General features: G+C 66.6%; 29 protein-coding genes. 13 read left to right on the top strand and 16 right to left on the bottom strand.

All coding sequences use genetic code 11. The features are described 5' to 3' along the window. From L1088_RS04945 to L1088_RS04895, 11 genes are all read right to left on the bottom strand, one after another. Positions 1–208, bottom strand: a 208-nt coding sequence (locus L1088_RS04945) for a DUF4277 domain-containing protein (protein WP_234553975.1), incomplete at its 3' end; no start/stop codon positions are given. Between the two features lie 98 nt (positions 209–306). Then, positions 307–1,425, bottom strand: coding sequence for a cysteine desulfurase family protein (locus L1088_RS04940; RefSeq protein WP_234553974.1), 1,119 nt, complete (start codon positions 1,423–1,425; stop codon positions 307–309). A gap of 2 nt (positions 1,426–1,427) precedes the next feature. Then, positions 1,428–1,874, bottom strand: coding sequence for an RrF2 family transcriptional regulator (locus L1088_RS04935; RefSeq protein WP_234553973.1), 447 nt, complete (start codon positions 1,872–1,874; stop codon positions 1,428–1,430). A 15-nt stretch (positions 1,875–1,889) separates the two neighbouring features. Beyond that, positions 1,890–2,696, bottom strand: a complete 807-nt coding sequence (locus tag L1088_RS04930; RefSeq protein WP_234553972.1) for a metal ABC transporter permease — start codon at positions 2,694–2,696, stop codon at positions 1,890–1,892. Next, positions 2,689–3,429: a metal ABC transporter ATP-binding protein gene (locus L1088_RS04925; RefSeq protein ID WP_234553971.1), complete on the bottom strand. Its 741-nt coding sequence runs from the start codon at positions 3,427–3,429 to the stop codon at positions 2,689–2,691. The genes L1088_RS04930 and L1088_RS04925 overlap by 8 nt, the downstream gene beginning before the upstream one ends. A 66-nt stretch (positions 3,430–3,495) precedes the next feature. Further along, complete coding sequence (locus L1088_RS04920; RefSeq protein WP_234553970.1) at positions 3,496–4,326, bottom strand: ABC transporter ATP-binding protein; 831 nt, start codon at positions 4,324–4,326, stop codon at positions 3,496–3,498. 42 nt (positions 4,327–4,368) lie between these two features. Further along, positions 4,369–5,571 (bottom strand): ABC transporter substrate-binding protein, encoded by a 1,203-nt coding sequence (locus L1088_RS04915; RefSeq protein WP_234553969.1) that lies wholly within the window; start codon positions 5,569–5,571, stop codon positions 4,369–4,371. A gap of 39 nt (positions 5,572–5,610) precedes the next feature. Further along, complete coding sequence (locus tag L1088_RS04910) at positions 5,611–6,678, bottom strand: branched-chain amino acid ABC transporter permease (RefSeq protein WP_234553968.1); 1,068 nt, start codon at positions 6,676–6,678, stop codon at positions 5,611–5,613. Next, the gene (locus tag L1088_RS04905; RefSeq protein WP_234553967.1) at positions 6,675–7,628 is read right to left on the bottom strand and encodes a branched-chain amino acid ABC transporter permease; all 954 of its coding nucleotides are present in this window, start codon (positions 7,626–7,628) and stop codon (positions 6,675–6,677) included. The genes L1088_RS04910 and L1088_RS04905 overlap by 4 nt, the downstream gene beginning before the upstream one ends. Continuing rightward, the gene (locus L1088_RS04900) at positions 7,625–9,556 is read right to left on the bottom strand and encodes a long-chain fatty acid--CoA ligase (RefSeq protein ID WP_234553966.1); all 1,932 of its coding nucleotides are present in this window, start codon (positions 9,554–9,556) and stop codon (positions 7,625–7,627) included. Before L1088_RS04900 ends, L1088_RS04905 begins: the two co-directional genes overlap by 4 nt. After that, complete coding sequence (locus tag L1088_RS04895; RefSeq protein WP_234553965.1) at positions 9,553–10,314, bottom strand: ABC transporter ATP-binding protein; 762 nt, start codon at positions 10,312–10,314, stop codon at positions 9,553–9,555. Before L1088_RS04895 ends, L1088_RS04900 begins: the two co-directional genes overlap by 4 nt. A gap of 162 nt (positions 10,315–10,476) precedes the next feature. Between L1088_RS04895 and rpmH the strand changes: the two genes are divergently transcribed. Genes rpmH through prmC form a run of 6 tightly spaced genes read left to right on the top strand, consistent with a single transcriptional unit; the run spans position 10,477 to position 13,882 of the window. Continuing rightward, complete coding sequence (gene rpmH, locus L1088_RS04890; RefSeq protein WP_038045747.1) at positions 10,477–10,623, top strand: 50S ribosomal protein L34; 147 nt, start codon at positions 10,477–10,479, stop codon at positions 10,621–10,623. Beyond that, the gene (gene rnpA, locus L1088_RS04885; RefSeq protein ID WP_234553977.1) at positions 10,593–10,961 is read left to right on the top strand and encodes a ribonuclease P protein component; all 369 of its coding nucleotides are present in this window, start codon (positions 10,593–10,595) and stop codon (positions 10,959–10,961) included. The genes rpmH and rnpA overlap by 31 nt, the downstream gene beginning before the upstream one ends. Positions 10,962–10,966: 5 nt before the next feature. Next, positions 10,967–11,215 carry a membrane protein insertion efficiency factor YidD gene (gene yidD / locus L1088_RS04880; protein ID WP_234553964.1) on the top strand — a complete coding sequence of 83 codons (249 nt, stop codon included), beginning with the start codon at positions 10,967–10,969 and terminating at the stop codon, positions 11,213–11,215. Continuing rightward, positions 11,212–12,504: a YidC/Oxa1 family membrane protein insertase gene (locus L1088_RS04875; protein WP_234553963.1), complete on the top strand. Its 1,293-nt coding sequence runs from the start codon at positions 11,212–11,214 to the stop codon at positions 12,502–12,504. Before yidD ends, L1088_RS04875 begins: the two co-directional genes overlap by 4 nt. Before the next feature lie 9 nt (positions 12,505–12,513). After that, complete coding sequence (locus L1088_RS04870; RefSeq protein WP_234553962.1) at positions 12,514–13,101, top strand: Jag family protein; 588 nt, start codon at positions 12,514–12,516, stop codon at positions 13,099–13,101. Then, positions 13,064–13,882, top strand: a complete 819-nt coding sequence (prmC, locus tag L1088_RS04865; protein ID WP_234553961.1) for a peptide chain release factor N(5)-glutamine methyltransferase — start codon at positions 13,064–13,066, stop codon at positions 13,880–13,882. The genes L1088_RS04870 and prmC overlap by 38 nt, the downstream gene beginning before the upstream one ends. Here prmC and L1088_RS04860 read toward each other — a convergent pair. Together L1088_RS04860 and lptB are read right to left on the bottom strand one after the other, a co-directional pair. Next, entirely contained in the window at positions 13,829–15,214 is a 1,386-nt protein-coding gene (locus L1088_RS04860) for a DUF3084 domain-containing protein (RefSeq protein ID WP_038045731.1), read from the bottom strand. The two genes, prmC and L1088_RS04860, sit on opposite strands and share 54 nt — an antisense overlap. 3 nt (positions 15,215–15,217) lie before the next feature. Further along, positions 15,218–15,946 carry an LPS export ABC transporter ATP-binding protein gene (gene lptB, locus L1088_RS04855; RefSeq protein ID WP_038045728.1) on the bottom strand — a complete coding sequence of 243 codons (729 nt, stop codon included), beginning with the start codon at positions 15,944–15,946 and terminating at the stop codon, positions 15,218–15,220. A 54-nt stretch (positions 15,947–16,000) separates the two neighbouring features. On the opposite strand from lptB, the gene gltX reads away from it, so the two are divergent. The 3 genes from gltX to ftsY are packed head-to-tail and all read left to right on the top strand — an operon-like array spanning position 16,001 to position 18,821. After that, entirely contained in the window at positions 16,001–17,416 is a 1,416-nt protein-coding gene (gltX, locus tag L1088_RS04850) for a glutamate--tRNA ligase (RefSeq protein ID WP_234553960.1), read from the top strand. 46 nt (positions 17,417–17,462) lie between these two features. After that, positions 17,463–17,903: a hypothetical protein gene (locus L1088_RS04845; protein ID WP_038040021.1), complete on the top strand. Its 441-nt coding sequence runs from the start codon at positions 17,463–17,465 to the stop codon at positions 17,901–17,903. A 3-nt stretch (positions 17,904–17,906) separates the two neighbouring features. Beyond that, positions 17,907–18,821, top strand: a complete 915-nt coding sequence (gene ftsY / locus L1088_RS04840; RefSeq protein WP_234553959.1) for a signal recognition particle-docking protein FtsY — start codon at positions 17,907–17,909, stop codon at positions 18,819–18,821. Between the two features lie 95 nt (positions 18,822–18,916). Here the strand turns inward: ftsY and L1088_RS04835 are convergent, their stop codons facing one another. Continuing rightward, complete coding sequence (locus L1088_RS04835; protein WP_167764511.1) at positions 18,917–19,066, bottom strand: C1orf53 family protein; 150 nt, start codon at positions 19,064–19,066, stop codon at positions 18,917–18,919. Positions 19,067–19,096: 30 nt separating this feature from the next. Here L1088_RS04835 and L1088_RS04830 point away from each other — a divergent pair, with 30 nt between their 5' ends. Then, positions 19,097–19,516, top strand: a complete 420-nt coding sequence (locus L1088_RS04830; protein WP_038040025.1) for a disulfide bond formation protein B — start codon at positions 19,097–19,099, stop codon at positions 19,514–19,516. Here L1088_RS04830 and L1088_RS04825 read toward each other — a convergent pair. Then, positions 19,504–20,217 carry a hypothetical protein gene (locus L1088_RS04825; protein ID WP_234553958.1) on the bottom strand — a complete coding sequence of 238 codons (714 nt, stop codon included), beginning with the start codon at positions 20,215–20,217 and terminating at the stop codon, positions 19,504–19,506. The two genes, L1088_RS04830 and L1088_RS04825, sit on opposite strands and share 13 nt — an antisense overlap. A 9-nt stretch (positions 20,218–20,226) precedes the next feature. Continuing rightward, positions 20,227–22,314 (bottom strand): ATP-dependent helicase, encoded by a 2,088-nt coding sequence (locus L1088_RS04820; protein WP_234553957.1) that lies wholly within the window; start codon positions 22,312–22,314, stop codon positions 20,227–20,229. Positions 22,315–22,348: 34 nt separating this feature from the next. On the opposite strand from L1088_RS04820, the gene L1088_RS04815 reads away from it, so the two are divergent. Genes L1088_RS04815 through L1088_RS04805 form a run of 3 tightly spaced genes read left to right on the top strand, consistent with a single transcriptional unit; the run spans position 22,349 to position 25,900 of the window. Next, complete coding sequence (locus L1088_RS04815; RefSeq protein ID WP_135259943.1) at positions 22,349–23,245, top strand: phosphohexomutase domain-containing protein; 897 nt, start codon at positions 22,349–22,351, stop codon at positions 23,243–23,245. Further along, positions 23,242–24,195, top strand: coding sequence for an MBL fold metallo-hydrolase (locus L1088_RS04810; protein WP_234553956.1), 954 nt, complete (start codon positions 23,242–23,244; stop codon positions 24,193–24,195). Before L1088_RS04815 ends, L1088_RS04810 begins: the two co-directional genes overlap by 4 nt. Positions 24,196–24,253: 58 nt before the next feature. Next, positions 24,254–25,900 (top strand): long-chain-fatty-acid--CoA ligase, encoded by a 1,647-nt coding sequence (locus L1088_RS04805; RefSeq protein ID WP_234553955.1) that lies wholly within the window; start codon positions 24,254–24,256, stop codon positions 25,898–25,900. The last annotated feature ends 90 nt before the right edge of the window (positions 25,901–25,990 follow it).

The raw sequence follows: 25,990 nt of genomic DNA, 5'->3' as shown, positions 1-25,990 counted from the left end.
AGTGGCCGAAGAGGTAAAGGGGGGAGGAGAGGAAGCCCAGGGCGTTGAGGACCGCGGCCTTCAGGGCAACCCCCGTGCTTACCTTCTCCCCCGGGCGGGGACCTACCCGCCTGTCCACCAGGGATACCAGTCCGATGCGGTCCAGGATGCCGGCCACCAAGCCCAGGTGGCCGAGGTCGTACACCTGCAGGTCGGGAGTCTCTGCCACCCCGAAATCCTACAGGAAGGTGGGAGGGGTGCGGAATGTGGGTTTTAAGGTCCCCGTCGTGGCTTAGGCTACGACGGGGTACCTAGCCCAGGGGGTTTTCAGGCCCGGGCCCGGGCCACGGCCTCGCGGAAGGCCTCCACCGCCCGGTCCACCTCGGCCTCGGTGGTGAAGCGGCCCAGGGAGAAGCGCAGGGAGGCCTTGGCCTCTTCCCGGGAGCGCCCGATGGCCAAAAGGACGTGGGAGGCCTCGAGGCTCCCCGCGGAGCAAGCCGAACCCGAGGAAACCGCCACCCCCAGAAGGTCCATGGCCAGGAGCAGAGCCTCCCCGTCCGCCCCCTTTGCGGTCACGTTCACCAGCTTGGGAAGGCGGCCCTCAGGGGGACCGTTGAGCTCCACCCCTTCCACAGCCAAAAGCCCCTCCTCCAGACGCCGCCTGAGACCAAGAAGCCTCCGCGACTCCTCGGGCAGAAGCCGGAGGGCTTTCTCCAAGGCCACCGCCATCCCGTGGGCCAGGACCGGGCTTTGCGTCCCCCCCCGCCTCCCCCCCTCCTGTTTGCCGGGGATCAGGGGCACAAGGTCCACCCCCTGGCGCACCAGAAGGGCCCCTACCCCTTTGGGCCCGTAGAACTTGTGGGCGCTCAAGGAGACCAGGTCCGCCCCCACCTCGTCCATGCGGAAGGGCACCTGGCCCACGGCCTGCACCGCGTCCGTGTGGAAGAGGGCCCCGTGGGCGTGGGCCACCTGGGCCATCTCCCGCACGGGGTAAAGGGTGCCGAGCTCGTTGTTGGCGGCCATGACGCTCACCAGGAAGGTGTCGGGACGCAAGGCCTCCTCCACCTGCTCCGGGTAGACCAGGCCCTGCCGGTCAGGCCTCAACCGGGTCACGGCGAAGCCCAAGCGCTCCAAAAGCCGAAGGGCCCCCAGGACCGCGGCGTGCTCCACCTCCGTGCTCACCACATGCCCTTTTCCCCGGGCCAGGGCCACCCCCAAAAGGGCTAAAGCATCCGCCTCCGAGCCCGAGGCGGTGAAGACCACCTCCCGAGGGCGCGCCCCCAGGAGGGCGGCGATCCTTTCCCTCGCCCCTTCCAGCACCCGCCTGGCCTCCTGGCCGAAGCGGTGGATGCTGTTGGGGTTGCCCAAAACCCCCTCCACCTCCCGCATGGCCTCCCCGACCTCGGGGTCTAAGGGGGTGGTGGCGGCGTAGTCCAGGTAGACCACGGCTAACCCGCAGGCTGGAGCTGGATGAGGCGCTTGGACTCAATGAGCTTCCGCTCGGCGATGAGGTCCTGCAAGGTGGTGCCCCCCAGGACCTGGCGCATGGCCAGGTCCACCCGCTTCCAGAGGAGCTCGGTGGAGCACTGGCCCACCTTGGCGCAGGACTCGGGGTCCTCGATGCAGGAAACCGGGGCCAGGCTCCCTTCCAGGGCCTCCACCACCTCGAGGGCCGTCACCCGCTCAGGGGGACGGGCCAGGCGGTAGCCCCCCTTGGCCCCGCGGACGGAGCGGATGAAACCCGCGCGGCGGAGCTGCGCGGCGATCTGCTCCAGGTAGTGCTGGCTGATGCCCTGGGCCTCGGCCACCTCCTTGAGGGGTACCGCCTCAGGGGCCCGGAGCCCAATCTCCACCAGGGCCCGGAGGCCGTACTGGGCCTTCGTGGAAACCCACATGCTCCCAGTATACCCCTATTTCCCGCCCGAGAATGCGGTTTTTGCCAGGGCCAGGCCAAAGAAAAGGGCCTGCACCAGGACCACGCTGGCCCCGCTGGGCCAGTCCAGGAGGAAGGAGGCCATCAGGCCCAAGAGGGTGGAAAGGAGGGAAAGCCCCAGGGAAAGAAGGGTGAGGCCAGAGAAGGTGCGGCTCAGGAGCCGGGCCGCCGCTCCCGGAATGACCAAAAAGGCCGCCACCAAGATGATGCCCACCACCTTCACCGCCAGGACTAGGCTCACGGCGATGAAGCCGGAAAGCAGGTAGTCGTGCCGGACCACGGGTACCCGGTCAGCCAAGGCCAGCTCCCGGTCAAAGGTGGCGTAGGCCAGGGGACCCCAAAGGGGCAGGAGGGAAAGAGCCAGAAGGAGCAGTAGCCCTATGGCCACGAGATCCGAAGGCCCCACCGCCAAAAGGGAGCCGAAGAGGTAGCCCATGGCGTCCCCCACGTACCCCTTGGCCTTGGAGAGAAAGACCGCCCCCAGGGCCACGGAGAGGGCGAAGAAGACCCCGATGGCCGTATCCTCGGAAAGCTCCGTCCGCTCCTTCACGAAGGTGATGGCCATGGCCACCAGGAAGGTGAAGGGCAAGGCGAACCAGAGGGGCTCCCCCCGCAAGAAAAGCCCCAGGGCCACCCCGGCGAAGGCCGCGTGGGCCAGCCCGTCCCCCAAGAAGGAGAGCCGCCTTTGGACCACAAAAGGCGCAAGGAGCCCTGCCAAAAGGCTCACCAAAACCCCCGCCACCAGGGCCCGCTGGAAGAAGGGGTAGGTCAAAGCCTCAAGCACGGCTACCTCCCACGTAAAGCTCGTGGGCATGCCCCAGGTGGCCGAAGGCCTGGCGCAAGCACTCCTCGGTGAGGGCCCTCTCCGGGGGGCCAAAGCCCACCACCTTGCGGTTCATCACCAGGACGTGGCTGGCGTGGTGGGCCGCTTCCCAGTCGTGGGTGATCATGAGGACCGTGGCCCCCGCCTCCTCCTGGTAGGCCTCGAGGTACCGGTAGAGGTCCACCTCCCCCACCCGGTCCACCCCGGTGGCGGGCTCATCCAGGAGGAGGAGGCGGGGCCTGCGGATGAGGGCCCGGGCCAGGTAGACCCGCTGGAGTTGCCCGCCGGAAAGCCGCCCCAGGGGACGATCGGCCAAGGCCAGGGCCCCCACCCGCTCCAAGGCCGCCAAGGCTTTTTCCCGCGCCTCCCGGGAAAGCCGGAACGGCCAGCGCCGCATGAGTCCCGTGGCCACCAGCTCCACCGCCAGGGCAGGGAAGGTGCGGTCAAAGGTCTTGATCTGGGGCACGTACCCGAACCACATAGGGTCCGCTTCCCCCAGAGGGCGGCCAAAGACCCGCACCTCCCCCCGGAAGGGAACCAGGCCCAAAACCGCCTTGAGGAGGGTGCTCTTCCCCGCCCCGTTGGGCCCCACGATGGCCACGAAGGCCCCCTCGGGCACCCGCAGGGAAACCCCCTCCAGGGCCTGGAACTCCCCGAAGCGCACCGCAAGGTCCTGCACCTCCAAGGCCCACATGACAATAACGATACTGCGTTTTCAACTTCCCGGTCAAGGCAGCCTGGTCTGGTGCCGGGGCAGGACCTACATGAACCGCTTCCGCCGCTTGTAGGCCTTGACCTCCTTGAAGCTCTTCCGCCCACCCCCCTTGGCCACCCCCAGGTAGAACTCCTGCACGTCGGGGTTTTCCAAAAGGTAGTCCCGGTCCCCCTCCAAGACGATGCGCCCCGTTTCCATGATGTAGCCGTAGTGGGCAATGGAAAGGGCCACCCGGGCGTTCTGCTCCACCACCACGACCGTGACCCCTTCCTCCGCGTTCACCTGGGCCACGATGTCGAAGATCTCCCGCACCAAAAGGGGGGCGAGGCCCAGGGAGGGCTCGTCCAGGAGCAGGAGCCTGGGCTTGGCCAGGAGGGCGCGGCCGATGGCGATCATCTGCTGCTCCCCTCCGGAGCAGTAGCCTGCCAGGCGGTTTCTGAGGTCGGCCAGGCGGGGGAAGTAATGGTAGATGCGCTCCAGCTCCTCCTTCAGCCGGGCGTCCTTGCGGGTAAGGGTGCCCACACGGAGGTTCTCCTCCACCGTGAGGTGCTTGAAGACCCGGCGGCCCTCCAGCACCTGCACAATCCCCCGCTGGACAATCTCCTCCGGGGACCGGTTGTGGATGGGCTCCCCCCGGTACACGATCTCCCCCCGCACCACCTTCCCGTCCTCTGGGATGAGAAGGCCCGAGATGGCGCGGAGGGTGGTGGTCTTCCCTGCCCCGTTGGGGCCCAAAAGGGCGGTGATCCGCCCCTCCGGCACCTTCAGGGAAACGCCGCGCAGGACCTGGATGATGTCGTGGTAGACCACCTCGATGTTGTTGACCAGGAGCAAAATGGGGCCCAAATCTTCGGGTCGCGTGGGGTTCAGGCTCATGGCGTAAAGGAAGGCCCGGGGGCAAGCCCCGGGCCCATGGGCTTACTTCCCGTAGTGCACCTTGCGGAAGAGGGCCGAGGTGAAAGGCTCGGTCACGGGCACAAAGCGGCCCCCCTTGGCCTCGAGGATCCTCAGGCCCTCCGCCCCCGTGTGCTCGCTCTTGGTGAAGTCGATCTCGATGCCCTGCTTGGTGGACACCGCAAAGCCCGGCTTGAAGGCGTTGGGCCCGTTCATTCCGATGATGGCCTGGTACACCGTCTCGTTGGTGATGCGCTTGAAGCGCTCCTGAGCCCGGCGCATGGCCTCCACCGCAATGGCCGCAGCCAGCATGCCGTTGGTGTAGTTCACGCTCTCCACGATGGCCTGCGGACGCCCGTACTTCTGCCCGAGCTCCTTCTGCAAGCGGATACCCGGGGCATCCTCGTGGAACATGTAGAAGCTGGTGGCCCAGAGGAACCCCTCCACCGCATCCCCCGCCAGGTTGATGAGGTCCGGGCCCCCGGTGTAGTGGGCCCCCAGCTGACGGATCTTCTTATCCAGCCCCAGGCGCTTGGCGTCTTTCAGGATGTTGGCCACGGGTCCGGCCACGTTCTGGTGGACGATGAACTCCACCCCTGCAGCCTCAAAGCGCTTGAGGAGGGCGGTGTTGTCCAGGTTGCCCGCACCTACCTCCTGCACGTCCACGATCTGGAGGCCCAGCTGCGCAGCGGCCTTGCGGGCGTCCGCCACCGGGGCCCGGCCAAAGGGGGAGGGGTGAACCACCAGGGCCACCTTGGCCCCCTTCTTCTGCTTGGCGATGTACTCCAGCAGGGCCACCACCTGCTCGGAGTAGGTGGAGGTAGGGATGAAGAAGTAGTCGTTGTTGGGCGGGTCGATGAGCTCCACGTGCATGGACGCCGGAATGGTCACCACCTTCACCTCTTGGATAAGGCTTTTGAGCTGCAGGTTAGCCCCCGTGGCGTAGGAAAGGAACACAGGAATCTTGAAGCGGTCCAGGGCCTCCTCAAAGAAGCGCTGGGTGTTGGCGTTGTTGTACTGGTCGTCCCGCACCACGCAGTTGAGCACCACCCCGGGGATGAGCTTTTTCTCGTTGGCGTACTTGCAGTAGTCCTCCACCGCCGCCCCGTAAGGCGCCCCCGCATCGGAGGTGGGGCCGGTGATGGCCCCCGACCAGAGGATGGTCACCTGCTGCTGGCCCAAGGCCATGCCCGCCGCCGTCAGAAGACCCAACCAAAGTTTGCGCATGCGCCTCACCTCCCATTACCAACCCCAACGGGGGGTTGCCTAGTACTTGAAGGGCCAGGTGCGGAAGTAGCTTCGCACGATGCGCCACCAGTTGTAAAGGCCCCTGGGCTCAAACATCAGGAAGAGGACGATGATGAGGCCAAAGGCCAAGGGCCTTAAGGCGCTGGCCACATCCACCCCGGCCACGCTGAAGCCCAGGGCCTTGATGAAGTTAGACAGGGCCTCCATGTTCACGTCCAGAAGCTCCAGAAAAGCCGGCCCCAGGAAACTCCCCACCAGGGTACCCAGTCCCCCCACGATGGCCATGGCCAGAAGCTTGATGGACACCGCGAAGGTGTAGTCCTCGATGACCACGGCCCGGGAAAGGTAGGCGTAAAGCACCCCCGCTACCCCGGCGTAGAAGGCCCCCAGGGCAAAGGCGAAAAGCTTGGTGCGCCCGGGGTCCATGCCCATGGCGTCCGCCGCCCGGTCGTTGTCCCGCACCGCCACCAAGGCTCTCCCGTAGCGGGTGCGCAGAAGGTTGCGGAAAAAGAAAGCCAGCACCACCAAGGTGACCAGGGAAACGTAGTACCAGAAGTGGAAGTGGTTGCGAAAGCCCGCCTCGTATCCCAAAAAGCTGGCCCGGGGCATGTCCATAGCCCCGCCTTGTTTGAGGAGGGGCATGTGCCCCACCGCCCACTCGAACACCATTTGAAAGGCCAAAGTGGCCAGGGCCAGGTAGAGGTGCTTCACCCGCAAGCTGGGAATCCCCACCAGGTAGCCGAAAAAGGCCGCCACCAACCCGCCCAAGGGAACCACCAGCCAAAAGGGAATCCCCTGAGGGGCCACCAGGGCCGCGGTGTAGGCCCCTACCCCCATGAAGGCCGCCTGGCCGATGTTGATGAGGCCCGCGTATCCGGTGGTGATGTTGAGGCCCAGCACCGCCACGCTGTACACCAGGATCAGGTCAAGGATAAACACCTGGGTTCGGGACAAAAACTGGGGTAACACCAGGAGGAACCCCAGGAAGAGCAGCAAGGAAACGAGCTCCCGGTGGGTGGCGAAGATGCTGGTGTCCTGTTGGTACGAGGTGCGGTAGTTTCCGGTCTGGGCCCAGGGGTTTCTCATACGCGCTCAATCTCCTCCGTGCCAAAAAGGCCATGGGGCTTGAACCAAAGGACCAAGAGCAAAACCAGAAAGGGGAAGACATCCCGGGTGCCCCCACCGGGGATAAAGGGGTCCAGGAAGCCCGCGGCCAGGTTTTCCAAGACCCCGATGAGGATCCCCGCCACCACCGCCCCCGGGATGGAATCCAGCCCCCCAAGGATCACCACGGGGAAAACCCGCAGGCCGATGTGCACCAGGCCGTCCAGGTTGAGCCCGGAGATGGTGCCCACCACCATCCCCGCTGCCGCCGCCGTGAGCCCCGCCGCAGCCCAGGCGAGGGCGAAGACCCGCTCCACGGACACCCCTAGGCTCAGGGCCGCCATCTGGTCGTCGGCCACGCTGCGCATGGCCACCCCAAGGGTGGAGCGCTGGAAAAACCAGGTAAAAACCAGGAGGAAAAGAAGGGTGAAGGCTACCGCCAGGAGCTGGGCGTAGGAAATCTGCACCCCCAAAAGGGTGAGGCCCCCTGGCGGGAGGAAGCTCGACAACGGGGTGGCGCAGTGGAAGGCCGCTTCCGTGAGGCCCCCTGGCGGGAGGAAGCTCGGGTAGCTGAAGTTCCCTGCCCCGTAAGGGGTCAGGTGGATGAGGCCGTCCAGCAAGGAGGCCAGGCCAATGGTGGCCATGATCACCGAGATGATGGGCTGGCCCACCATGCGCTTCAAGAAGACCCGCTCCACACCAAAGCCCAGGAGGGCGGTGAAGGCCAAGGCCAAGGCCGCGGCCAGGAGAAAGGGCACCCCCAGGGAAACCATGGCCCAGTATGCGAGGAAAGCCCCAATGGCGATGAACTGCCCCTGGGCGAAGTTCACCACCCGGCTGGCCTTGTAGATGAGGACGAAGCCCAAGGCGGCCAAGGCGTAAACCAGGCCCAAGACGATGCCGGAAAAGAGCAGCTGGAACAGAAAGCTCATGCCCGCACCCCCTCGAGGTCCTGCACGGGCACCCTGGCCCGCACCCGCTGCAGGGTGCCGTCCTGGTAGCGGTACTCGGCCTCCACCTCCACCTCCTGGACCCTTGAATAAAGGGCCTCCACCAAGGGGGCGTAGCGCTTGGCGATGAGCCCTCGGCGCACCTTACCGGTGCGGGTCAGCTCCTCGTCATCCGCATCCAAAAGCTTGTAGAGGAGAACAAAGCGCCGGATCCGCAGCTCCTCCGGGAGTTCCCGGTTCACCTTCTCCACCTCCTCCTGGACCAGTCCCGCCACCTCCGGCTTCAAGGAGAGGTCCAAATAGGTGGTGTAGGCCAGGCCCCGGTCCTCCGCCCACTTGCCCACGGTCTGGGGGTCGATGTTGATCAAGGCCGCCAGGTAGGGCTTGCGGTCGCCGAAGACCACGGCCTCCTTGATGAAGGGGGAGAACTTCAGCTTGTTCTCCACAAACTGCGGGCTGAAGACAGTGCCCTTTTCCGTACGCATGACGTCGGAAAGCCGGTCGATGACCACCAGGTGCCCGTCCTCCGTCAGGTAGCCGGCGTCCCCGGTGTGGAGCCACCCGTCCCGGAAGGTCTCGAGGGTGGCCTCAGGGCGCTCCCAGTACCCGGCGCAGACCGCGTCGGAGCGGCAGAGGATCTCCCCCTCCTCGCTGATGCGCACCTCGGTTCCAGGAATGGGCAGGCCCACGGTGTCGTGGCGCACATCCCCGTCCCGGTGTACGAAGGCGATGCCGATGATCTCCGTCTGGCCGTAGATCTGCTTCAGGTTCACCCCGATGGCGTGAAAGAAGCGGAAGACATCGGGCCCCAAGGCGGCGCCCCCGGTGTAGGCCCGCCTTAGGCGCAGGAAGCCCAACTGGTCGCGCAAAGGCTTGAAAAGCACCTGGTCTGCCAACCAGTAGGCCAGGCGCAAACCCCAAGGCATGGGCCTCCCCCGCATGCGGTATTCCGCCGCCCGGTAGCCCACCTTGAGGAGCCGCTCGTACACCCAGCGGTTAAAAGCGTAGCTTTCCGACATGCGCACCCAGATGGTGCTCTGGATACCCTCCCAGACCCTGGGGGGGCTGAACATCACGTGGGGGCCGATCTCCTTCAGGTCCTGCATGGCGGTTTCCACCGCCTCGGGAAAGTTCACGGCGAAGCCCCCGGTTAAGGCCATGGCCACCGACATCATCTGCTCCCCGATCCAGGCCAGGGGCAGGAAGGAGAGGTAGTCGTCGGTGGGCAGAAGCGGGTCCACCTCCTGCAGGGCCACCCCCATGTGGACCAGGTTGCGGTGGCGGAGCATGGCCGCCTTGGGCCTTCCCGTGGTGCCGGAGGTGGAGGAAAGGTGGCAGACTTCCTCAGGGCTGACCTCGAGGAGGAGCTTCTCCACGGCGTCCGGGTTCTTCTTGCGGTGTTCCCTTCCCCGCTCCAGCACCTCCTCGAAGGAAAGGAGCCAGGGGTCCTTGTACCCCCGCATCCCCTTAGGATCCTCGTAGATGACGTAGCGGACCTGGGGGATCTCGTTTCGGATCTCGTAGAGCTTGTCCACCTGTTCCTGGTCCTCGGCCACCACGAGGCTGGCCCCGGTATAGCTGAGCATGTAGGCGATCTCCGGGGGAAGGCTGCTTTGGTAGACCCCCACGCTGATCCCCCTGACCGCCTGGGCCCCCAGCTCGGCGTAGAGCCATTCGGGGATGTTGTCGGCGATGATGGCCAAGCGCTCCCCCGGCTGGAAGCCCAGGGAGAGAAGCCCGTGGGCGAAGAGGAGCACCTTCTCGTAGTACTCGGCGTAGGTAACCTCGTTCCAGATGCCGTAGTCCTTCTCCCGCAGGGCCACCCGGTCCCCCTCCTTTTCCGCCCGGAGGCGCAGAAGCTGGGGCAGGGTGTAGCGCTTCATCTCGTAGGAGGGCGTTAGGGCCTTCATACCTCCACCCCCAGGTAGGCCTCCTGGACCCGGGGATTCCTGGCCACCTCCTCCGGGGCCCCTTCCGCGATCACCTGGCCGAAGTCCAGGACATAGACCCGGTCGGAGATGTCCATCACCACCCCGAGGTCGTGCTCGATGAGGATCACCGTGGTGCCCTGGGCGCGGATCTCCAGGATGAAGCGCACCATGTCCTCCTTTTCCTCTAGGGTCATCCCCGCCATGGGCTCGTCCAGGAGGAGGAGCTTGGGGGAGAGGGAAAGGGCCCGGGCCACCTCCACCCGCTTCCTGACCCCGTAGGGGAGGTTCCCCACCAGGGCCTTGCGGTAGGGCTCCAGCTCCATGAAGTCGATGACCTCCTCCACCACCCGGCGGTTTTCCACCTCCTTGGCCAAGGCCTTTCCGTAAAAGGCCCCCGCGGCCCCTAGGCCGTAGGCCAAGTGGGTGTGACGGGCCAGCATGAGGTTCTCCAGGACCGTGAGGCCGGAGAACAGCTCGATGTTCTGGAAGGCCCGGGCGATGCCCCGCTGGGTGATCTCGTGGGGGCTAGCCCTCGTGATCTCCTGTCCTTCGAAGAGGATGCGGCCTCGCTGGGGATGGTAGAAGCCAGAGATACAGTTCAAGAGGCTAGTCTTCCCCGCGCCGTTGGGACCGATGACCGAAACCAGCTCCCCCTGCGCCACCACCAAGGAGACCGCAGATAGCGCAGCCACACCACCGAAACTAAGAGTTACGTTCTCCACGAGAAGCTGGGCCACGGATGCCTCCCTAACGACTGTTTGGCGGGAAGTATAAGGGGGAAGCCAGAGAGCTGTCAACGTTATACCGCTCATGTGTAAAAAACCGTTAGACCAGGTACAGCCCTCGTTGTGCTACACTCGGTAGGGTATTGGGGGCCAAGGCCCCAGGGAGGGAAATGAATGAAAAGGACCTGGCAACCCAACCGGAGGAAGCGGGCCAAAACCCACGGCTTCCGGGCCCGCATGAGGACCCCAGGCGGCAGGAAGGTGCTGAAGCGCCGTCGGCAGAAGGGCCGCTGGCGCCTCACGCCCAAGGTGAGCGGTTAAGCCCGAAGCCCCCCGCCACGGGGGGCAAGCTGCTTTCCCTCAAGGGGAACTGGGCTTTCCAGCGCCTGCGCAGGGGACGTGCGGGCCGGGGTCGTCTTGTAAACGTGAAGTGGCTGCCCGCCGGGGAGCTTCGTGTGGGCATCGTGGTGTCCAAAAAGGTAGGCAAAGCGGTGGTGCGCAACCGGGTGAAGCGCCGCCTGAGGGAGATCCTCCGCCGCCTGCACCTGCCCAAAGCCCACCTCTTGGTGGTGGCAAGCCCGGAGGCCCGGGAGGCCTCCTACGCCGAGCTCTTCCAAGACCTCATCCGCGCCCTCAGGAAAAGCGGCCTGATACAATAGGCGGCGTGCGCGGCTTACTCATCCTTCTGGTCAAGGCGTATCGCAGGTTCGTTTCCCCCCTGAAGCCCAAGACCTGCCGCTTCCACCCCACCTGCTCCGCCTACGCCCTCGAGGCCCTGGAACGCCACGGGGCCCTTTGGGGTAGCTACCTGGCGGCAAGGCGCATCCTCAAATGCCACCCCCTCCACCCCGGGGGGCTAGACCCCGTCCCCCTGGTCTTTCCGCCCCGCAAAGCGAAGGAGGGCGTCCAATGAGGCGGCTTTGGGCTTTCCTTCTTCTCCTCGTGCCCGCGCTGGCCCTCGAGGCGGGCTTCAAGGACCAGGACATCAACGGGGACGGGGTGCCGGAAAAGATCGCCGTCACCAACCTCATGGACCTGGCCTTTGACCAGAAGGGCCAGGTGGTGGGCTGGTACGTGAAGACCTATAAGGGAACCACCTTTAGCGACTACACCCGGGCCCCCAACCTGAGCGGCAACGGCCCCGTGGTGGCCCCGGAGGACTTCACCCCGGAAAAGGCGGAGTTTCTGGTGGAGGATGGCCGCCTCCTGGCCCGCTTCCATGGGCAGGAGGGCACCCTCACCTACCGCATCCAGAAAGGCCGCTACACCGTGGAGATCCGCGCCGACTTCCCCCTAAGCCTGAAGCTCTCGGCCCAGGGCACCCCCAAGGTGCTCATGGAGGGGCAGAAGGAACCCATCCCCAGCGGGGAAGGCGCCTTGCGCTACCTGGCCTGGCAAACCAAGCCCAAAGCGGGCTACGCCCTGGTGGCCCTCGCCCAGGAACCCCTTTCGGGAAAGCTGGTGGGGAAGGAAGCCACCCTTACCCTGGCAGCCGGAGAGGCCCTTAGGGTCTACGGGGGCCAGAACGAGCTGGTGCGCTTCCACGTGGAAGGCCTCCTCTCCCTGCCCGGCCTCTTCGCCCCCAACATCTGGGGCCAGCTCTCCTTGGGCCTCCTCTGGCTGATGGAAACCGCCTTCCGCTACACGGGGAGCTGGGGGTTGGCCATCCTCTTCCTCACCCTGGTGGTGCGCCTCCTCCTTTGGCCCCTCATGCACCAGCAGTTCAAGAGCATGGCGGAGATGCAGCGCCTCCAGCCCCTCATCCAGAAGATCAACGAGAAATACAAGGACGACCCCAACAAGCGGGCGGAGGCCACCATGAAGCTCTACCAGGAGCACAAGGTGAACCCCGCCGCCGGGTGCCTACCCCTTTTCATCCAGATGCCCATCCTCTTCATCCTTTGGAAGGTGATCGCCAACTACGAGTTCGGCCAAGGCCTCCTCTGGATCCCCGACCTGGCTCTGCCCGACCCCTTCTACGTTCTCCCCGCCCTCTACGTGGCCTCCACCTTCCTCTCCACCTGGCTCTCCGCCCATGGGAACAAGGACCTCATCCGCCAGAGCCTTTTCATGAACCTCATCTTCATCTTCCTGGTCCTCCAGTTCCCCTCGGGGGTGACCCTCTACTGGGTGCTCTCCAACCTCATCGGCTTGGTGCAGCAGTGGCTCATTAACCGAAGCCTTAAGCCCCTGGCGGCGTAAACTTAGGGCATGGACGAGAAGAAAAAGAGCATCGACGACCTCCTCTCCGACCTGGGGGTGCTGGAGGAAGCCCCGGTGGAGGTGGGGCTCAAGGAGGCGGGAAAAGAGTCCCGCCCCAAAGGGCCGAAGGAGGTGTTGGAGGAGTTCTTAGTGGGCCTCCTCCTACGCCTGGACCCGGCCCACTATGTGGAGATGCGCCAGGAGGGCAACCTCCTCAAGGTGGAGGTCAAGGGCGGGGACCTGGGGCGCTTCATCGGCAAGGAGGGGCGCACCCTGAAGGCGGTGGAGTACCTGGCGGGGGTGGTGCTGGCCAAGCACTTCGGCGGGGAGTACCGGGTGGTGCTGGACGCCGCCGGCTACCGCAAGCGCCAGGAGGAGAAGATCCGCAAGATCGCCGAAGACGCCGCCCTCACCGTGGAGATGACGGGCGAGCCCCTGCACCTCCCCCCCATGCGCCCCTCGGAAAGGCGCATCGTCCACATGCTCCTCAAGAACCACCCCAAGGTGACCACGGAAAGTCAGGGGGAGGGGGAAGCGCGGCACGTGGTGGTCTACCCCCGTGATCAGGCTCCTCCGGGAACTGCAGGCGAGGCTTAGGGCGGCGGGGCTTCCCGAGGGCGAGGCCCTGGACCTCCTGGCCAAGGCCTCGAGGCTTTCCCGCAAGGACCTGCTCCTGCGCCTCGCCGAACCCCCTCCCCCTGGCACAGCGGAACGGGCCTGGGCCCTCTTGGAAAAACGCCTCACGGGCTACCCCCTGCAGTACCTCCTGGGGGAAGTGGAGTTTTTTGGCCTCCCCCTGAAGGTGGCGGAGGGGGTCCTCATCCCCCGGCCCGAGACCGAGGGCCTGGTGGAGTTGAGCCTAAGCCTCCCCCTGCCCGAAAGGCCCCGCCTCCTGGACGTGGGCACGGGCACGGGGGCCATCGCCTTGGCCCTGAAGCGGCACCTGCCGGAGGCGGAGGTCTTCGCCACGGATATCGATGAAAAGGCCCTGGCCCTAGCGCAGGCGAACGCCAGGAGGCTGGGCCTGCAGGTGCACTTCCTGCACGCCCCCCTCACCGGGGGACTAAAGGGGCTTGACCTGGTGGTCTCCAACCCCCCCTACCTGCCGGAAGCCTACCGGGAAGAAGCCCCCAAGGAGCTGGCCTACGAGCGCCCCACCGCCCTCTACGCGGGGGAAGAAGGGCTGGCCGTGGCCCGGCCCCTGGCCGAGGAGGCGGCGGAAGCCCTCAAACCGGGTGGCTTCCTCTTCCTGGAGCTGGCCCCGGAGAATGTGGGCCTCCTGGCGGAGGAACTGAAGGCGAGGGGCTGGACAGAGATCGCAGTGCTACGGGACTTGGCGGGACGGGAGCGGTACCTCCGGGCCCGGCGGCCCGCCTAGGAGCTGGAAGGAAAGGAGGGGGCGCTCGGTGGTCCAGAGATCCTTGGCGGCCACCACCCCCACCCGCACCACCCCCCGCCTCCCCTGAAGGAGGGAAAGCCCCCGGGCCAGCTCCTCCGGGGAGGGGAAGGTGGCGTACTCCGGGGGGAAACCCGCTTCCAGAAGGCGCTGGCGCACTGCTTCTCCCAGGCCCTCGAGGGCCTCCTGGTTCCGCGCCGGAGTGGAAAGGCGGAAGGTGCGGGCAGCCAGAACCTCCCCAGCGGGAAACGCCCGGCGTTCGGGGTAAAAGCGCGCCCGTACCAGAAGCCTCCCCTCCTGGTACCCCGCCCCCTCCAGCACCGCCAGGCCAGGCCCCTGGGGAGCATTCAAGAGCTCCACCCCGCGGAAGCCCTGCAAAAGGGCCCGGCGTTCCGCCACCTTCTCCAGCACCGCCCGCCCCTCCTCCGCCCCCAGCCGCACCTCCCCCAGGTAGAGGCCTTGGGAAAGGCGTACCAGGCTCTGGGAAAGCTGACCCCTCTCCCCCTGGAGCACCTCCGCCTGCACCAAGAGGGAACGCACCCGCTCCTCCGCCTGGCGCAAATCCTGGCGGGCCTGGCTCAGGCCCACCCTAAGCGCCTCCACCTCCTGGAAGAGGGCCTGGCGCTCCCTCCGGGCCTCCTCCAAGCGGGCCCGCGCCTGGGCCAGCTCCCGGTCCAACCGCTCGCGTTCCCCCAGAAGCCTGGCCTTCTCCGCCTCCGCCTGTCGGGCCATGGCCTGCAACTCCCGCAGATGGCCCTCCAGGACCTTCAGCTCCTCCGCCTTGCGGACAAGCTCCCCGCTCCGCTCCCGCAGGAGCCGGCTCAGGGCCAGCCGCTCCGCCTCCAAGGCTGCCCGCTGCCGGGTCAGTTCCGCCACCTGAGCGGTGAGGGCCTGGGCCTCGGTCTCTAGACGCCGCCTCAGGGCCTCGGCCCGCTCCAAGGCTTGCGCGAGCTCCCTCCGGTCCTGCCGCAGCAGGTTCACCTGAGCCAGGGCCTGGGAAGCCTCGGCCTCCAGGGCCTCTTTGGCCCTAAGGAGGGCCTCCCGCTCCCCCTTGAGCTGGTCCCGCTCCTGGCGGATGGCCTGGGCCTCCAAGATCACCTCCCGGGCCTCCCGGAAGACCAAAAGAAAGCCCAGGTAGCTGAAAAGGGCGATCCCCACCCCGGTGAGGACCGCGATCAGGGTGGCCGTCTGCCGGGGCCTTAGGCCGAAGAGGCGGTAGTGGCGCTTCCCCGCCCACTTGGCCACTTTGTCCCCCAGGTAGGCCACCAGAGCCGAGAGGAGGAGGATGAGGAGGAGGAGCGCCCAAAAGGTCATGGGTTAAAGCTCGTAATCCTCGCCCAGGTAGTGCCGCCTCACCCCCTGGTCCCGGGCAAAGGTTTCGGGGTCGCCGTGGAAAAGGATTTCTCCATCGTACATCACGTACACCCGGTCGGTGATGGCCAGGGTTTCCCGCACGGAGTGGTCGGTGATGAAGACCCCTACCCCCCGCCTTTCCCGGAGCTCGGCGATGACTTTTTGGATTTCCCTTACGTTTTTGGGGTCCACCCCGGTAAAGGGCTCGTCCAGGAGGATGAAGTCCGGGTTGGTAGCCAGGGCGCGGGCCATCTCCAGCCGGCGCCTTTCCCCGCCAGAGAGGGCGTAGGCCATGCGGTCCTTGAGGTGGTAGATGGCCAGCTCCTCCAGTAATGCCTTGGCCTTTTCCAGGCGTTCCGCTTTGGAGAGGGGCTGAAACTCTAGGACGGCCAAGAGGTTCTCCAACACCGTCATGCGGCGGAAGGCAGAGGGTTCTTGGGGCAGGTAGCCGAGGCCCAGCCGGGCCCGGCGGTACATGGGGAGGCGGGAAACCTCCTGCCCCTTCAGGAAGATGCGCCCTCCCGTGGGCCTTATGAAGCCCACCACCATGTAGAAGGTGGTGGTCTTGCCCGCCCCATTGGGGCCGAAGAGGGCCACGATCTCCCCCCGCTTAAGGCTTAAGTCCACCCCCCGCACCACCTCCTTGGGGCCGTAACGCTTGCGCAAACCCTGGGCCAGAAGCTCCCCGTCCATTGCTCCTCAGCCTAAGGCCCCGTCTTTAGGCGCGGATGAGATAATGGGCGAGGTATGGTGGTGACCCGCATCGCCCCAAGCCCCACGGGGGACCCCCACGTGGGCACGGCCTACATCGCCCTCTTCAACTATGTCTGGGCCAAGAAGAACGGGGGCCGCTTCCTGGTGCGCATCGAGGACACCGACCGCACCCGCTACGTGCCGGGGGCGGAAGAGCGCATCCTGGCCGCCCTTAAGTGGCTCGGCATCCCCTACGATGAAGGGCCGGACATCGGGGGGCCTAGGGGCCCTTACCGGCAGTCGGAAAGGCTTCCCCTTTACCGCCAGTACGCCGAGGAGCTCCTGAAGCGGGGGTGGGCCTACCGGGCCTTCGAGACCCCAGAGGAGCTGGAACAGATCCGCAAGGAAAAGGGAGGCTACGACGGCCGCGCCCGCCACATCCCCCCCGAGGAGGCCGAGGAAAGGGCAAAAAGGGGCGAGCCCCACGTGATCCGCCTGAAGGTGCCGAGGCCCGGGAGTACAGAGGTAAAGGACGAGCTCCGGGGGGTGGTGGTCTACGACAACGCTGAGATTCCCGACGTGGTCCTCCTCAAGTCCGACGGCTACCCCACCTACCACCTGGCCAACGTGGTGGACGACCACCTCATGGGGGTCACGGACGTGATCCGGGCGGAGGAGTGGCTGGTCTCCACCCCCATCCACGTCCTGCTCTACCGGGCCTTCGGTTGGGAGGTGCCCAAGTTCTACCACATGCCCCTTTTGCGCAACCCCGACAAGACCAAGATCAGCAAGCGGAAGAGCCACACCTCCTTGGAGTGGTACAAGGCGGAGGGCTTCCTGCCCGAGGCCTTGCGGAACTACCTGGCCCTCATGGGCTTTTCCATGCCCGATGGGCGGGAGATCTTCACCCTCGAGGAGCTCATCCAAGCCTTCAGCTGGGAGCGGGTTTCCCTGGGAGGCCCGGTCTTTGACCTGGAGAAGCTCCGCTGGATGAACGGGAAGTACATCCGCGAGGTGCTCTCCTTAGAGGAAGTGGCGGAAAGGGTCAAGCCCTTTTTGGAGGCCGCGGGGTACTCCTGGCCGAGCGAGGCCTACCTCCTGCGGGCCGTAGAACTCATGCGCCCCCGGTTTGACACCCTAAAGGAACTTCCGGAAAAGGCCCCTTACCTCTTCCGCGAGGACTACCCGCTTTCGGAAAAGGCCCTGGACAAGCTGCGGGAGGGCCTTCCCCTCCTGCGGGAGGTGAGGCCCCTCCTCGAGGCCCAGGAGGACTGGAGCGAGGCCGCCCTGGACGGCCTCCTTCGGGGCTTCGCCCAGGAGCGGGGCCTGAAGCTGGGCCAGGTGGCCCAGCCCCTGCGGGCCGCCCTCACGGGGAGCCTGGAAACCCCGGGGCTTTTTGAGATCATGGCCCTTCTGGGGAAGGAGCGGGTGCTCTCGCGGCTGGCGCGGGTCCTAAAAGACCCCTCCTAAAGGGCTGCAAGTGAAAAGCAGCGCAAAAGGGGCTATACTGTTTCCCATGAGGCGCCTTCTTGTCCTTCTGGTGCTTCTTTTTGGTTTAGCGAGCGCGCAAAGCGCCATACAGATGCGCTTCGGCTACGGGGAGGGCCTGGGCCTCACCTTCGGGGCGGGGGTGGAAAGCCGCCTCCGGCAGAACCTCTCCGGCCGCCTCACCGCCGAGCTTTCCCCCGCGGCCCCGGGGGTGGCCCTCGAGGCCGCCCTCCTCTTCAAGCCCGACCTGGGCCAGTACGACCCCACCCTGGCGGGCCTCCTGCCCTACTTCGGCGGGGGCCTGGGGGCGTTGGTGGGGCCGAGCCTTACCGCTGGGGTGAGCTTCACCATGGGGCTGGAAGGGCTTTTGGACCCCTTCACCGGGCTTTTCGCTGAAGGCGCCTACGTCTACGGCTTCGCCGACTTCCCCAAGGTGTGGCGCTTCGCCTTGGGGGTGAACTTCCGGTAGTCCATGGGCTTCTTTGACCGCCTCAAAGCCGGCCTCTCCAAGACCCGGGAAAAGCTCCTCAGGGCCGTCCCCTGGGGAGCCGACCCCGAGGAGGTCTTGGAGGAGCTGGAGATGGCCCTCCTGGCCGCAGACGTGGGCCTGGCCGCCACCGAGGAACTTCTGGCCGAGGTGCGGGCCTCCGGGCGGAAAGACCTGAAGGAGGCGGTCAAGGAGAAGCTCGTTCAGATGCTAGAACCGGACGAGCGCCGGGCCACGCTCCGCAAGCTGGGCTTCCGCCCGCAGGCTCCCAAACCCGTGGAGCCCAAAGGCCACGTGGTCCTGGTGGTGGGGGTGAACGGGGTGGGCAAGACCACCACCATCGCCAAGCTGGGCCGCTACTACCAGGACCTGGGTAAGAAGGTCATGTTCTGCGCCGGGGACACCTTCCGCGCCGCGGGGGGAGCTCAGCTTTCCGAGTGGGGGAAGCGCCTCGGCATTCCGGTCATCCAGGGCCCAGAAGGCGCCGACCCCGCCGCCCTGGCCTTCGACGCCGCCCAGGCCCGCAAGGCCCGGGGCCTAGACCTCCTCTTCGTGGACACCGCCGGGAGGCTCCACACCAAGCACAACCTCATGGAGGAGCTGAAAAAGGTGAAGCGGGCCATCGCCAAGGCCGACCCCGAGGAGCCCAAGGAGGTCTGGCTGGTGCTGGACGCCGTCACCGGGCAAAACGGCCTGGAACAGGCCAAGCGGTTCCACGAGGCCGTGGGCCTCACGGGGGTCATCGTCACCAAGCTGGACGGCACCGCCAAGGGCGGGGTGCTGGTGCCCATCGTGCGCACCCTCAAGGTGCCCATCCGCTTCATCGGGGTGGGGGAAGGCCCGGACGACCTCCAGCCCTTTGACGCCGAGGCCTTTGTGGAAGCCCTGCTGGAGGCCTAGGTACCCGCACGCAAAGGTTGCCCCACCGGCCAAAGCCAAAGCGACGCGCTCATGGCCTTTTTGGGGCCCCCGTCGTGGCGCAAGCCACGACGGGGTTAAGCCTCTTCCTCCTCCTTCCCGCGCCAGGGGCAATGGCGGCACCCTGAACCACAGCAGTAGCCCCGCTTGCGGTGGTAGGCCTCGGTGAAGACCATCCGCCCCTCCTCCCAATAGAAGTCCTCGCCCTCCACAAGCTCTTCCCTCATAAGGAGCAGTTTAGGGGTATGCTGGGACCGATGCGGCGCGGCTCCCTCATCTTGGCCTTCGCCTGGCTGGTGGCCCTGGTGGCCACCTTGGGAAGCCTCTACTACTCCGAGGTGCGCCTTTTCCTGCCCTGCGAGCTCTGCTGGTACCAGCGCATCTTCATGTACCCGCAAGCGGTGATCCTGGGCCTGGCCCTTTGGCGGCAGGATTTTGCCATATGGCCTTACAGCCTGGCCCTTTCCCTCATCGGGGGCGGATTCAGCACCCTACATCTCCTGGAACAGCGCTTCCCCGACCTCTTCACCCTGGCCTGCAAGCCTCCGGTGCCCTGCTCGGTGGAGTACATCCCCCAGTTCCCCATCCCCCTGCAGGCCCTCATCGCCTTCGCCCTTATCGCCCTCAGCATGGGGTTCCTGGCCAGGGAGGTCCGGCGGGCGGGTCAGAGGGGGTAGCCGAGGCCCTCGAGGACCGCCCGCACCTGGAAGGCCAAGAGGTCTTCTGGGGAATGGACCACGTGCACCCGCTCGTACACCCCCCGGTCCACGGGGGCGAGGGCAAAGAGGGCGTGGAAGGGCTGGAGGTGCTCCAGGGGAAGCCGCCCCCCCGCATAGAGGAGGAGGTCGGCCTGGAGGGAAAGGGCCCCCACCTCCTCCCGCCTCAGGGCCACGTGCCCCCGGGCCCGCTCCGGCAAGCGGGCGAGGAAGCTATCCCCCTGGGCGAAGCTCTCTGCCGCCAGGGAGACCTGGCCCAAAGGCCGCAGGAAGGGGGCCAACGAGGGGCGCAGGGGGCCGAGCCAAAGCCCCTTGGCCCCGGGAAAGTGGAGGGCGAGAAAGCGCTCTAAGGCCACCCCTTCCGTGTACTGGCCCACGGCCCCGCCCATGCCGGGCACCACCAGATCCACCAGGCCTGCGGCTCGGGCCTCCGGCTCCAAGCGGAGGCCCTCCTGGGGAGGCGTGGCCTCCGCCAACACCATTCCGGCCAAGCCCAAGGGAGCCAGGCAGGGAAGGACCTTCCAGGGGTCTTCGCCCTCCACCGGGTAGGGGAAAAGGGGGAGCCGGGCCGCGGCCACCTCCGCCAGCAAGCGGTCAAAGAGTGGGGAAGGCTTCCGGTAGAGGAAGACCAAGGGGCGGGTGCTGTGGTACTCCGGGCGCATCCTTTTCCCTCACCCTGGGCGCAGGTCGGCGTACTTCAGGGAGAGGCGCTTCAGGCCCACCCCCTCAAAGTGCACCGTGACCTCGTCCCCGCTGGCCGCCACCACGGTGCCCGGGCCGAAGCGCGGGTGGACCACCTTCTCCCCGCCCCGGAAAGCCCCGGGCTTGGGCCGATGAGCTGGGGGGACGGGCTTTAGGGGCCTTTCCCGGTAGGGGTCGTACTCCTGGTATAGCCCCTCCTCCACCTCCTCCAGGAAGCGACTCGGTCGGGTGGGCTCGGTGCGCCCGTAGACCTCCCGCTCCTCAGCGTAGGAGAGGTAAAGCCTCTCCTGGGCCCGGGTCACCCCCACGTAGAAGAGGCGGCGCTCCTCCTCCAGGCCCTCCAGGGTGTTCACCGAGGAGCGGTGGGGCAAAAGCCCCTCCTCGACTCCCACCAAAAAGACCACCGGGAACTCCAAGCCCTTGGCATTGTGCAGGGTCATGAGGGCCACCTTGCCCTCGGGCTCCCCCGGCTCCTCCGCCTTGGCGGTGAGGGCCACCTTGTCCAGGAAGTCCATGAGGCCCTCCGCCTCCTTGGCCGCGCGGAGGAGCTCCTCCACGTTCTCCAGGCGGTCTTCAAAGTCTTCGGGATAGGCCTCGCGCACGTAGGCCGGGTAGTCGGTGGCCAAAAGGAGGTGGCGGAAAAACCCTTCCGCCGGGCCGAAGGCCAGGTCCTGGAGTTCCTCCATCAGGGCCAGGAAGTGGCGCAGGGGCTCGGGGCGGGGAAGAAGCTCCACCCCCACCTTCAAGGCCTCGTAGAGGGGAAGCCCCCTTTCTTGGGCGATGCGGGTGAGCCGTTCCACCGTGGCCGGGCCGATGCCCCGCGGAGGGGTGTTCAGCACCCGCTTGAGGCTCACCCCGTCCAAGGGGTTCAGGGCGAGGCGGGCGTAGGCCAGGAGGTCCTTCACCTCCGCCCGTTCAAAGAACCCCACCCCCCCCACCACCCGCGCCCCGATGCCCCTAGAGGCCAGGGCCTGCTCCAGGAGGCGGCTTTGGGCGTTGGTGCGGTAGAGGACCGCCACCCGGTCGAAGGGCGGCCCCAGGCGCAGGACCTCCTCCGCCACGAAGCGGGCTTCGTCCCGGGCGTCCCTGGCGCGGTAGAGGCGCACCGGTTCGCCCCCAGGCTTCACCGGACGCAAGCTTTTCTCCAGCCGCAAGACGTTCTTCACGATGACGGCGTTGGCCAAGCGCAGGATGGCCTCGGTGGAGCGGTAGTTCTCCTCGAGGCGGTACACCTTGGCCCCGGGGAAGTCCCGGGTGAACTCCAGGATGTTCTTGATGTCCGCGGCGCGGAAGGAGTAGATGCCCTGGTCCGGGTCGCCCACGGCCATGAGGTTGGCCTCCTCCCCCGCCAGGAGCTTGGTGAGGCGGTACTGGACGGGGCTCGTGTCCTGGTACTCGTCCACGTGGATGAAGCGGGCCCGCTTCCTCACCCGCTTCAAAACCTCCGGGTCCCCTTCCAGAAGGCGCAGGGCATAAAGGAGAATGTCCCCGAAGTCCAAGGCCCCCTGGGCCTTGAGGGCCTCCTCGTAGCGCTTCAGCACATCCAAAAGCCTCCCCCGGCTCAGCCCGGCGTAGTAGTCGGGAAGCTCCAAAAGCAGGGACTCGGGGGCCTCCCCCCGGTTCTTGGCCCGGTCTAAGAGGCCCTTGATGGGCCCGGGGCGTGCAGCAAGCCCCAGCTCCTTTAGCACCTCCTTCAGGAGGGCGGTCTGGTCGTCCTCGTCGTAGACCACAAACCCCGGCCTCAACCCCACCCTCTCCCCGTAGACCCTCAGAATCCGCAAGGCGGCGGAGTGGAAGGTGGCCACCCAAAGCTCCCCTGCCCCTTTCACCATCCGCCTAAGGCGCTCCTTCATCTCCTCAGCGGCCTTGTTGGTGAAGGTGACCGCCAGGATCTCCGAGGGGAAGACCCCTCGCCGGGCCATGAGGTAGGCCACCCGGTGGACCACGGTGCGGGTCTTGCCGCTGCCCGCCCCCGCCACCACCAAAGCCGGCCCCTCAAAGTGCAAGACCGCCTGGCGCTGGGCCTCGTTCAGGGAGTGGAGGAGCTCGTCGTCCACGGGGGAGAGTGTACCACGGGGTAGACTCTAGGGCATGGAGCTCTACCCCACGCAGGATGGCTTCCTGGGAGAGATCGCCAAGGGTTTCACCTTCGCCGCCGTGGCCCGGCTGGCGGCGGGCTTTGGCGCAAGGGTGCAGGAAGAGGGGCTTGGACGGGTGGTGGTGGCCCACGACGCCCGCTTCCTGGCGGGGGAGATGGCGGAGGAAGCGGCAGGGGTGCTTGCGGGGTTGGGCCTGGAAACCTACCTGCTCCGAGGCCCCGCTCCCCTCCCCCTCTTCGGCTTCGCCCTCGAGGAGCTGGGGGCCGCGGGCTTCTACCTCTCCGCGGGCCGCAGGCCCGCCCGCTACCAGGGGGTGAGGCTCCGCCTGGGAGCGGGCCATCCCCTCGCCCCGGAGGGGGTTCTCCTGCCCGAGGAAGCCCCGGAGGCCCGAGGCGGCTTCCAGGTCCTGGACCGCAAAAAGGCCTACGTGGAGCGCCTGGCCCAGAGCGCTGGGGAAGGGCTTGGGGCCAAGGCGGGGGTGGTCTACCTGGACACCCTGGGCGGGGCGGGCGGGGGGCTGATGCCCCTTGCCTTCAAGCGCCTGGGCCTTGGGGCGGAGCTTAGGGAGCTCCACCCCCTCCCCCACCCCCTCTTCTACGGGGTGGACCCGGACCCCAGGCCGGAAAACCTCTCCACCCTCCTGGTCCTCCTGAAGGCCCAAGAGCCCCCGGCGGTGGGCTTCGCCCTGGACGGGGATGCGGACCGCCTGGCCGTGGTCCTGCCTGGGGGGGAGGTGCTCCCTCCAGAGGAGGTCTTGGCCCGCCTGCAGGAGGCCCTAGGGGGCCTCGAGGTGGAGGCGGACGGGGAAGGCGGCTTCCGCTTCCCCTGGCACCTGAAGGAAAAAGACCCCTTCCTGGCCGCCCTCTTCCTCCTCAAGGTCCTCCTATGAAGGAGCTCCTCCCTGGACTTTACCTCCTCCCCGTACCCATCCCCTACCCCTTGAAGACGGTGAACCTCTACCTCCTGAAGGGCCAAGGGGAGGTGGCTCTGGTGGACACCGCCCTGGGCACCCGCACCGCCCGGGGCACCCTGGAGCTCTACCTGGCGGAGCTCGGCCTGTGCTTCCAGGACGTGACGTCCGTCCTCCTCACCCACCACCACCCCGACCACTACGGCCTGGCGGGCTTTTTCGAGGGGCTTGGGGCAAGGGTTTACCTGCACGAGGAGGAGCTTTCCCGGGGCCACCGCTTCTGGCTCCACCCTGAGGCCTTTGAGGAGGCAAGCTGGCGGCTTTTCCGGGAGCACGGCACCCCCGAGGAGGCCCTTTGGGGCATCCGGGAAACCATGGCCAAAACCCGGGAGCGGGTCCACCCTCCCCAAAACCCCATTCCCTTGCAAGACAGGGAGGTGCTGCAGGTGGCGGGGCGGCGCCTCCGGGTCTTCTGGACCCCGGGGCATGCGGACGGCCACGTGGCCTTTTGGCTGGAAGAGGAAGGGATCTTGCTGGCAGGGGATGCCCTGCTGGAGCGGGTCTCCCCCAACGTGGGCCTTTGGGCCTACACCCGGGAAAACCCCTTGAAGGACTTCGTCGCCTCCTTGAAGCGCCTGGAAGAGGTCCCCGCCCGGATAGCCCACGCCGGCCACTTCGGCCCCATCCCGGACGTGGCCCAAAGGGCCCAAGAACTCATCGCCCACCACGAGAAGCGCCTTTCGGCCCTCCTCACCCACCTGGAAGGCCCCAAGACCGCCTGGGAGCTCTCCCTGAAGCTCTTCCCTCAGGAGCTGGACGCCGCCGGGAGGCGCTTCGCCTTCGCGGAAACCCTGGCCCACCTGGAGTACCTGCGCCAGGAGGGGGAGGTGGACCGGGAAGGCCCCCCCTATCGCTACTTCCGGGCCTAAAGCCCCTTGCCCGGGGTAGGGCGGAGGGGTAAACTTTGACCCGGTTCAAGGAGGTGCCATGCATCCTTGGTACAGCCACTACGACCCTAGGGTCCCCAAGGAGGCCCCCAAACCCTGGCTCCTGACCGAACTCCTGCGGGAAAACGCCCGGCGCTACCCCAAGAAGGTGGCTCTGGAGTTCCTGGGGCGAAGTCTCACCTACGAGGCCCTCTGGCGGGAGGTGGAGGCCTTCGCCAGAGGGCTGCAGGAGGCGGGCCTGAAACCTGGGGACCGGGTGGCCATCATGCTACCCAACTCCCCCCAGTTCGTCGTCGCCTTCTACGGCACCCTGCTGGCGGGAGGGGTGGCGGTGAACACCAACCCCATGTACACCCCAAGGGAGCTTCGGCACCAGCTTCTGGACTCGGGGGCCAAGGCCCTGGTCATCTTGGACCTCCTCCTCCCCCGCTACCAGGAGGTGAAGGCCGAGGCCCCGGTGGAACTCCTGGTGCGCACCGGGCTGCAGGACTACCTCCCCTTCCCCAAAAACCTCCTTTATCCCCTCATGCTGCGGCGCAAGGGACAGGCGCCCAAGAACCTGGAAGGCACCCCCTGGCGGGCCTTCTTGAAGCCTGGGAAGCCCGAGCCCGTACCCCTGGACCTGGACGACCTGGCGCTTTTGCAGTACACCGGGGGGACCACCGGGGTGGCAAAGGGGGCCATGCTCACCCACCGGAACCTCTCCAGCAACGCCCTCCAGGTGCGCGCCTGGATCCCCGACTTCCGGGAAGGGGAGGAGGTGGTCCTGGGAGCCATCCCCTTCTTCCACGTCTACGGCATGACCGTGGCCATGAACCTGGCCCTTTTAGGGGCCGCCAAGCTGGTCCTCCTGCCCCGGCCAGAGATCGGGCCCATCGTGGAGGCCATCGAGAAGCACCAGGTCACCCTCTTTCCCGGGGTGCCCACCCTCTACGTGGCCTTCAACAATTTCCCCGGCATCGAAAAGCGGAGCCTGAGGAGCATCCGGGCCTGCATCTCGGGCTCGGCCCCCCTGCCCGTGGAGGTGGCGGAGCGCTTCGAGCGGCTCACCGGGGCCAAGCTGGTGGAAGGCTACGGCCTCACCGAAGCCAGCCCCGTGACCCACTGCAACCCCCTCTACGGGCCCCGCAAGCTGGGCAGCGTGGGCCTCCCCTTCCCTGGGGTGGAGGCCAAGGTGGTGGACGAGGAAGGGAACGAGGTGCCCCTGGGCGAGGTGGGCGAGCTCATCGTCCAAGGCCCCAACGTCATGAAAGGCTACTGGAACCGCCCCGAAGAAACCGCAAAAACCCTCAAAAACGGCTGGCTCTTCACCGGCGATATGGCCCGCATGGACCAAGACGGCTACTTCTACATCGTCGACCGCAAAAAAGACATGATCATCGCCGGCGGCTACAACATCTACCCCAGGGAAGTGGAAGAAGTCCTCTACCAGCACCAAGCCGTCCAGGAAGCCGCCGTGGTGGGCGTCCCCGACCCCTACCGCGGGGAAACCGTCGCCGCCTTCCTCGTCCTCAAAGACGAGTTCAAAGGCAAGGTCTCGGAAATGGACATCGAGGCCTTCTGCCGCCAAAACCTCGCCGCCTACAAGGTCCCCCGCATCATAGAGTTCCGCGACACCCTCCCCAAATCCAGCGTGGGGAAGATCCTCAAGCGGGAGCTCACCAAGGAGGTGGGGACCCGAAGGTAGCCCGCTGACGCCAGGGCAACCCCGTAGGGTGAGGGTCCCCAGACGGAAGCCCCCCGCCGTTTGGGGACTCGCTGCCCATTTACATATCTA

Source organism: Thermus caliditerrae, assembly GCF_021462525.1.
GTDB classification, from domain to species: domain Bacteria; phylum Deinococcota; class Deinococci; order Deinococcales; family Thermaceae; genus Thermus; species Thermus caliditerrae.
This window is presented reverse-complemented; position numbering and strand designations above follow the sequence as displayed.

Bases quoted from the DNA above. Each gene is read 5' to 3' on its own strand.
- L1088_RS04900 (WP_234553966.1), bottom strand. From the start codon at position 9,556: ATGAAGGCCCTAACGCCCTCCTACGAGATGAAGCGCTACACCCTGCCC.
- L1088_RS04845 (WP_038040021.1), top strand. From the start codon at position 17,463: ATGAGGCGCCTTCTTGTCCTTCTGGTGCTTCTTTTTGGTTTAGCGAGC.
- L1088_RS04810 (WP_234553956.1), top strand. From the start codon at position 23,242: ATGAAGGAGCTCCTCCCTGGACTTTACCTCCTCCCCGTACCCATCCCC.
- rpmH (WP_038045747.1), top strand. From the start codon at position 10,477: ATGAAAAGGACCTGGCAACCCAACCGGAGGAAGCGGGCCAAAACCCAC.
- L1088_RS04905 (WP_234553967.1), bottom strand. From the start codon at position 7,628: ATGAGCTTTCTGTTCCAGCTGCTCTTTTCCGGCATCGTCTTGGGCCTG.
- L1088_RS04870 (WP_234553962.1), top strand. From the start codon at position 12,514: ATGGACGAGAAGAAAAAGAGCATCGACGACCTCCTCTCCGACCTGGGG.
- L1088_RS04915 (WP_234553969.1), bottom strand. From the start codon at position 5,571: ATGCGCAAACTTTGGTTGGGTCTTCTGACGGCGGCGGGCATGGCCTTG.
- gltX (WP_234553960.1), top strand. From the start codon at position 16,001: ATGGTGGTGACCCGCATCGCCCCAAGCCCCACGGGGGACCCCCACGTG.
- L1088_RS04860 (WP_038045731.1), bottom strand. From the start codon at position 15,214: ATGACCTTTTGGGCGCTCCTCCTCCTCATCCTCCTCCTCTCGGCTCTG.
- L1088_RS04835 (WP_167764511.1), bottom strand. From the start codon at position 19,066: ATGAGGGAAGAGCTTGTGGAGGGCGAGGACTTCTATTGGGAGGAGGGG.
- L1088_RS04910 (WP_234553968.1), bottom strand. From the start codon at position 6,678: ATGAGAAACCCCTGGGCCCAGACCGGAAACTACCGCACCTCGTACCAA.
- L1088_RS04830 (WP_038040025.1), top strand. From the start codon at position 19,097: ATGCGGCGCGGCTCCCTCATCTTGGCCTTCGCCTGGCTGGTGGCCCTG.
- L1088_RS04805 (WP_234553955.1), top strand. From the start codon at position 24,254: ATGCATCCTTGGTACAGCCACTACGACCCTAGGGTCCCCAAGGAGGCC.
- L1088_RS04825 (WP_234553958.1), bottom strand. From the start codon at position 20,217: ATGCGCCCGGAGTACCACAGCACCCGCCCCTTGGTCTTCCTCTACCGG.
- L1088_RS04875 (WP_234553963.1), top strand. From the start codon at position 11,212: ATGAGGCGGCTTTGGGCTTTCCTTCTTCTCCTCGTGCCCGCGCTGGCC.
- L1088_RS04925 (WP_234553971.1), bottom strand. From the start codon at position 3,429: ATGTGGGCCTTGGAGGTGCAGGACCTTGCGGTGCGCTTCGGGGAGTTC.
- L1088_RS04815 (WP_135259943.1), top strand. From the start codon at position 22,349: ATGGAGCTCTACCCCACGCAGGATGGCTTCCTGGGAGAGATCGCCAAG.
- lptB (WP_038045728.1), bottom strand. From the start codon at position 15,946: ATGGACGGGGAGCTTCTGGCCCAGGGTTTGCGCAAGCGTTACGGCCCC.
- ftsY (WP_234553959.1), top strand. From the start codon at position 17,907: ATGGGCTTCTTTGACCGCCTCAAAGCCGGCCTCTCCAAGACCCGGGAA.
- L1088_RS04920 (WP_234553970.1), bottom strand. From the start codon at position 4,326: ATGAGCCTGAACCCCACGCGACCCGAAGATTTGGGCCCCATTTTGCTC.
- L1088_RS04935 (WP_234553973.1), bottom strand. From the start codon at position 1,874: ATGTGGGTTTCCACGAAGGCCCAGTACGGCCTCCGGGCCCTGGTGGAG.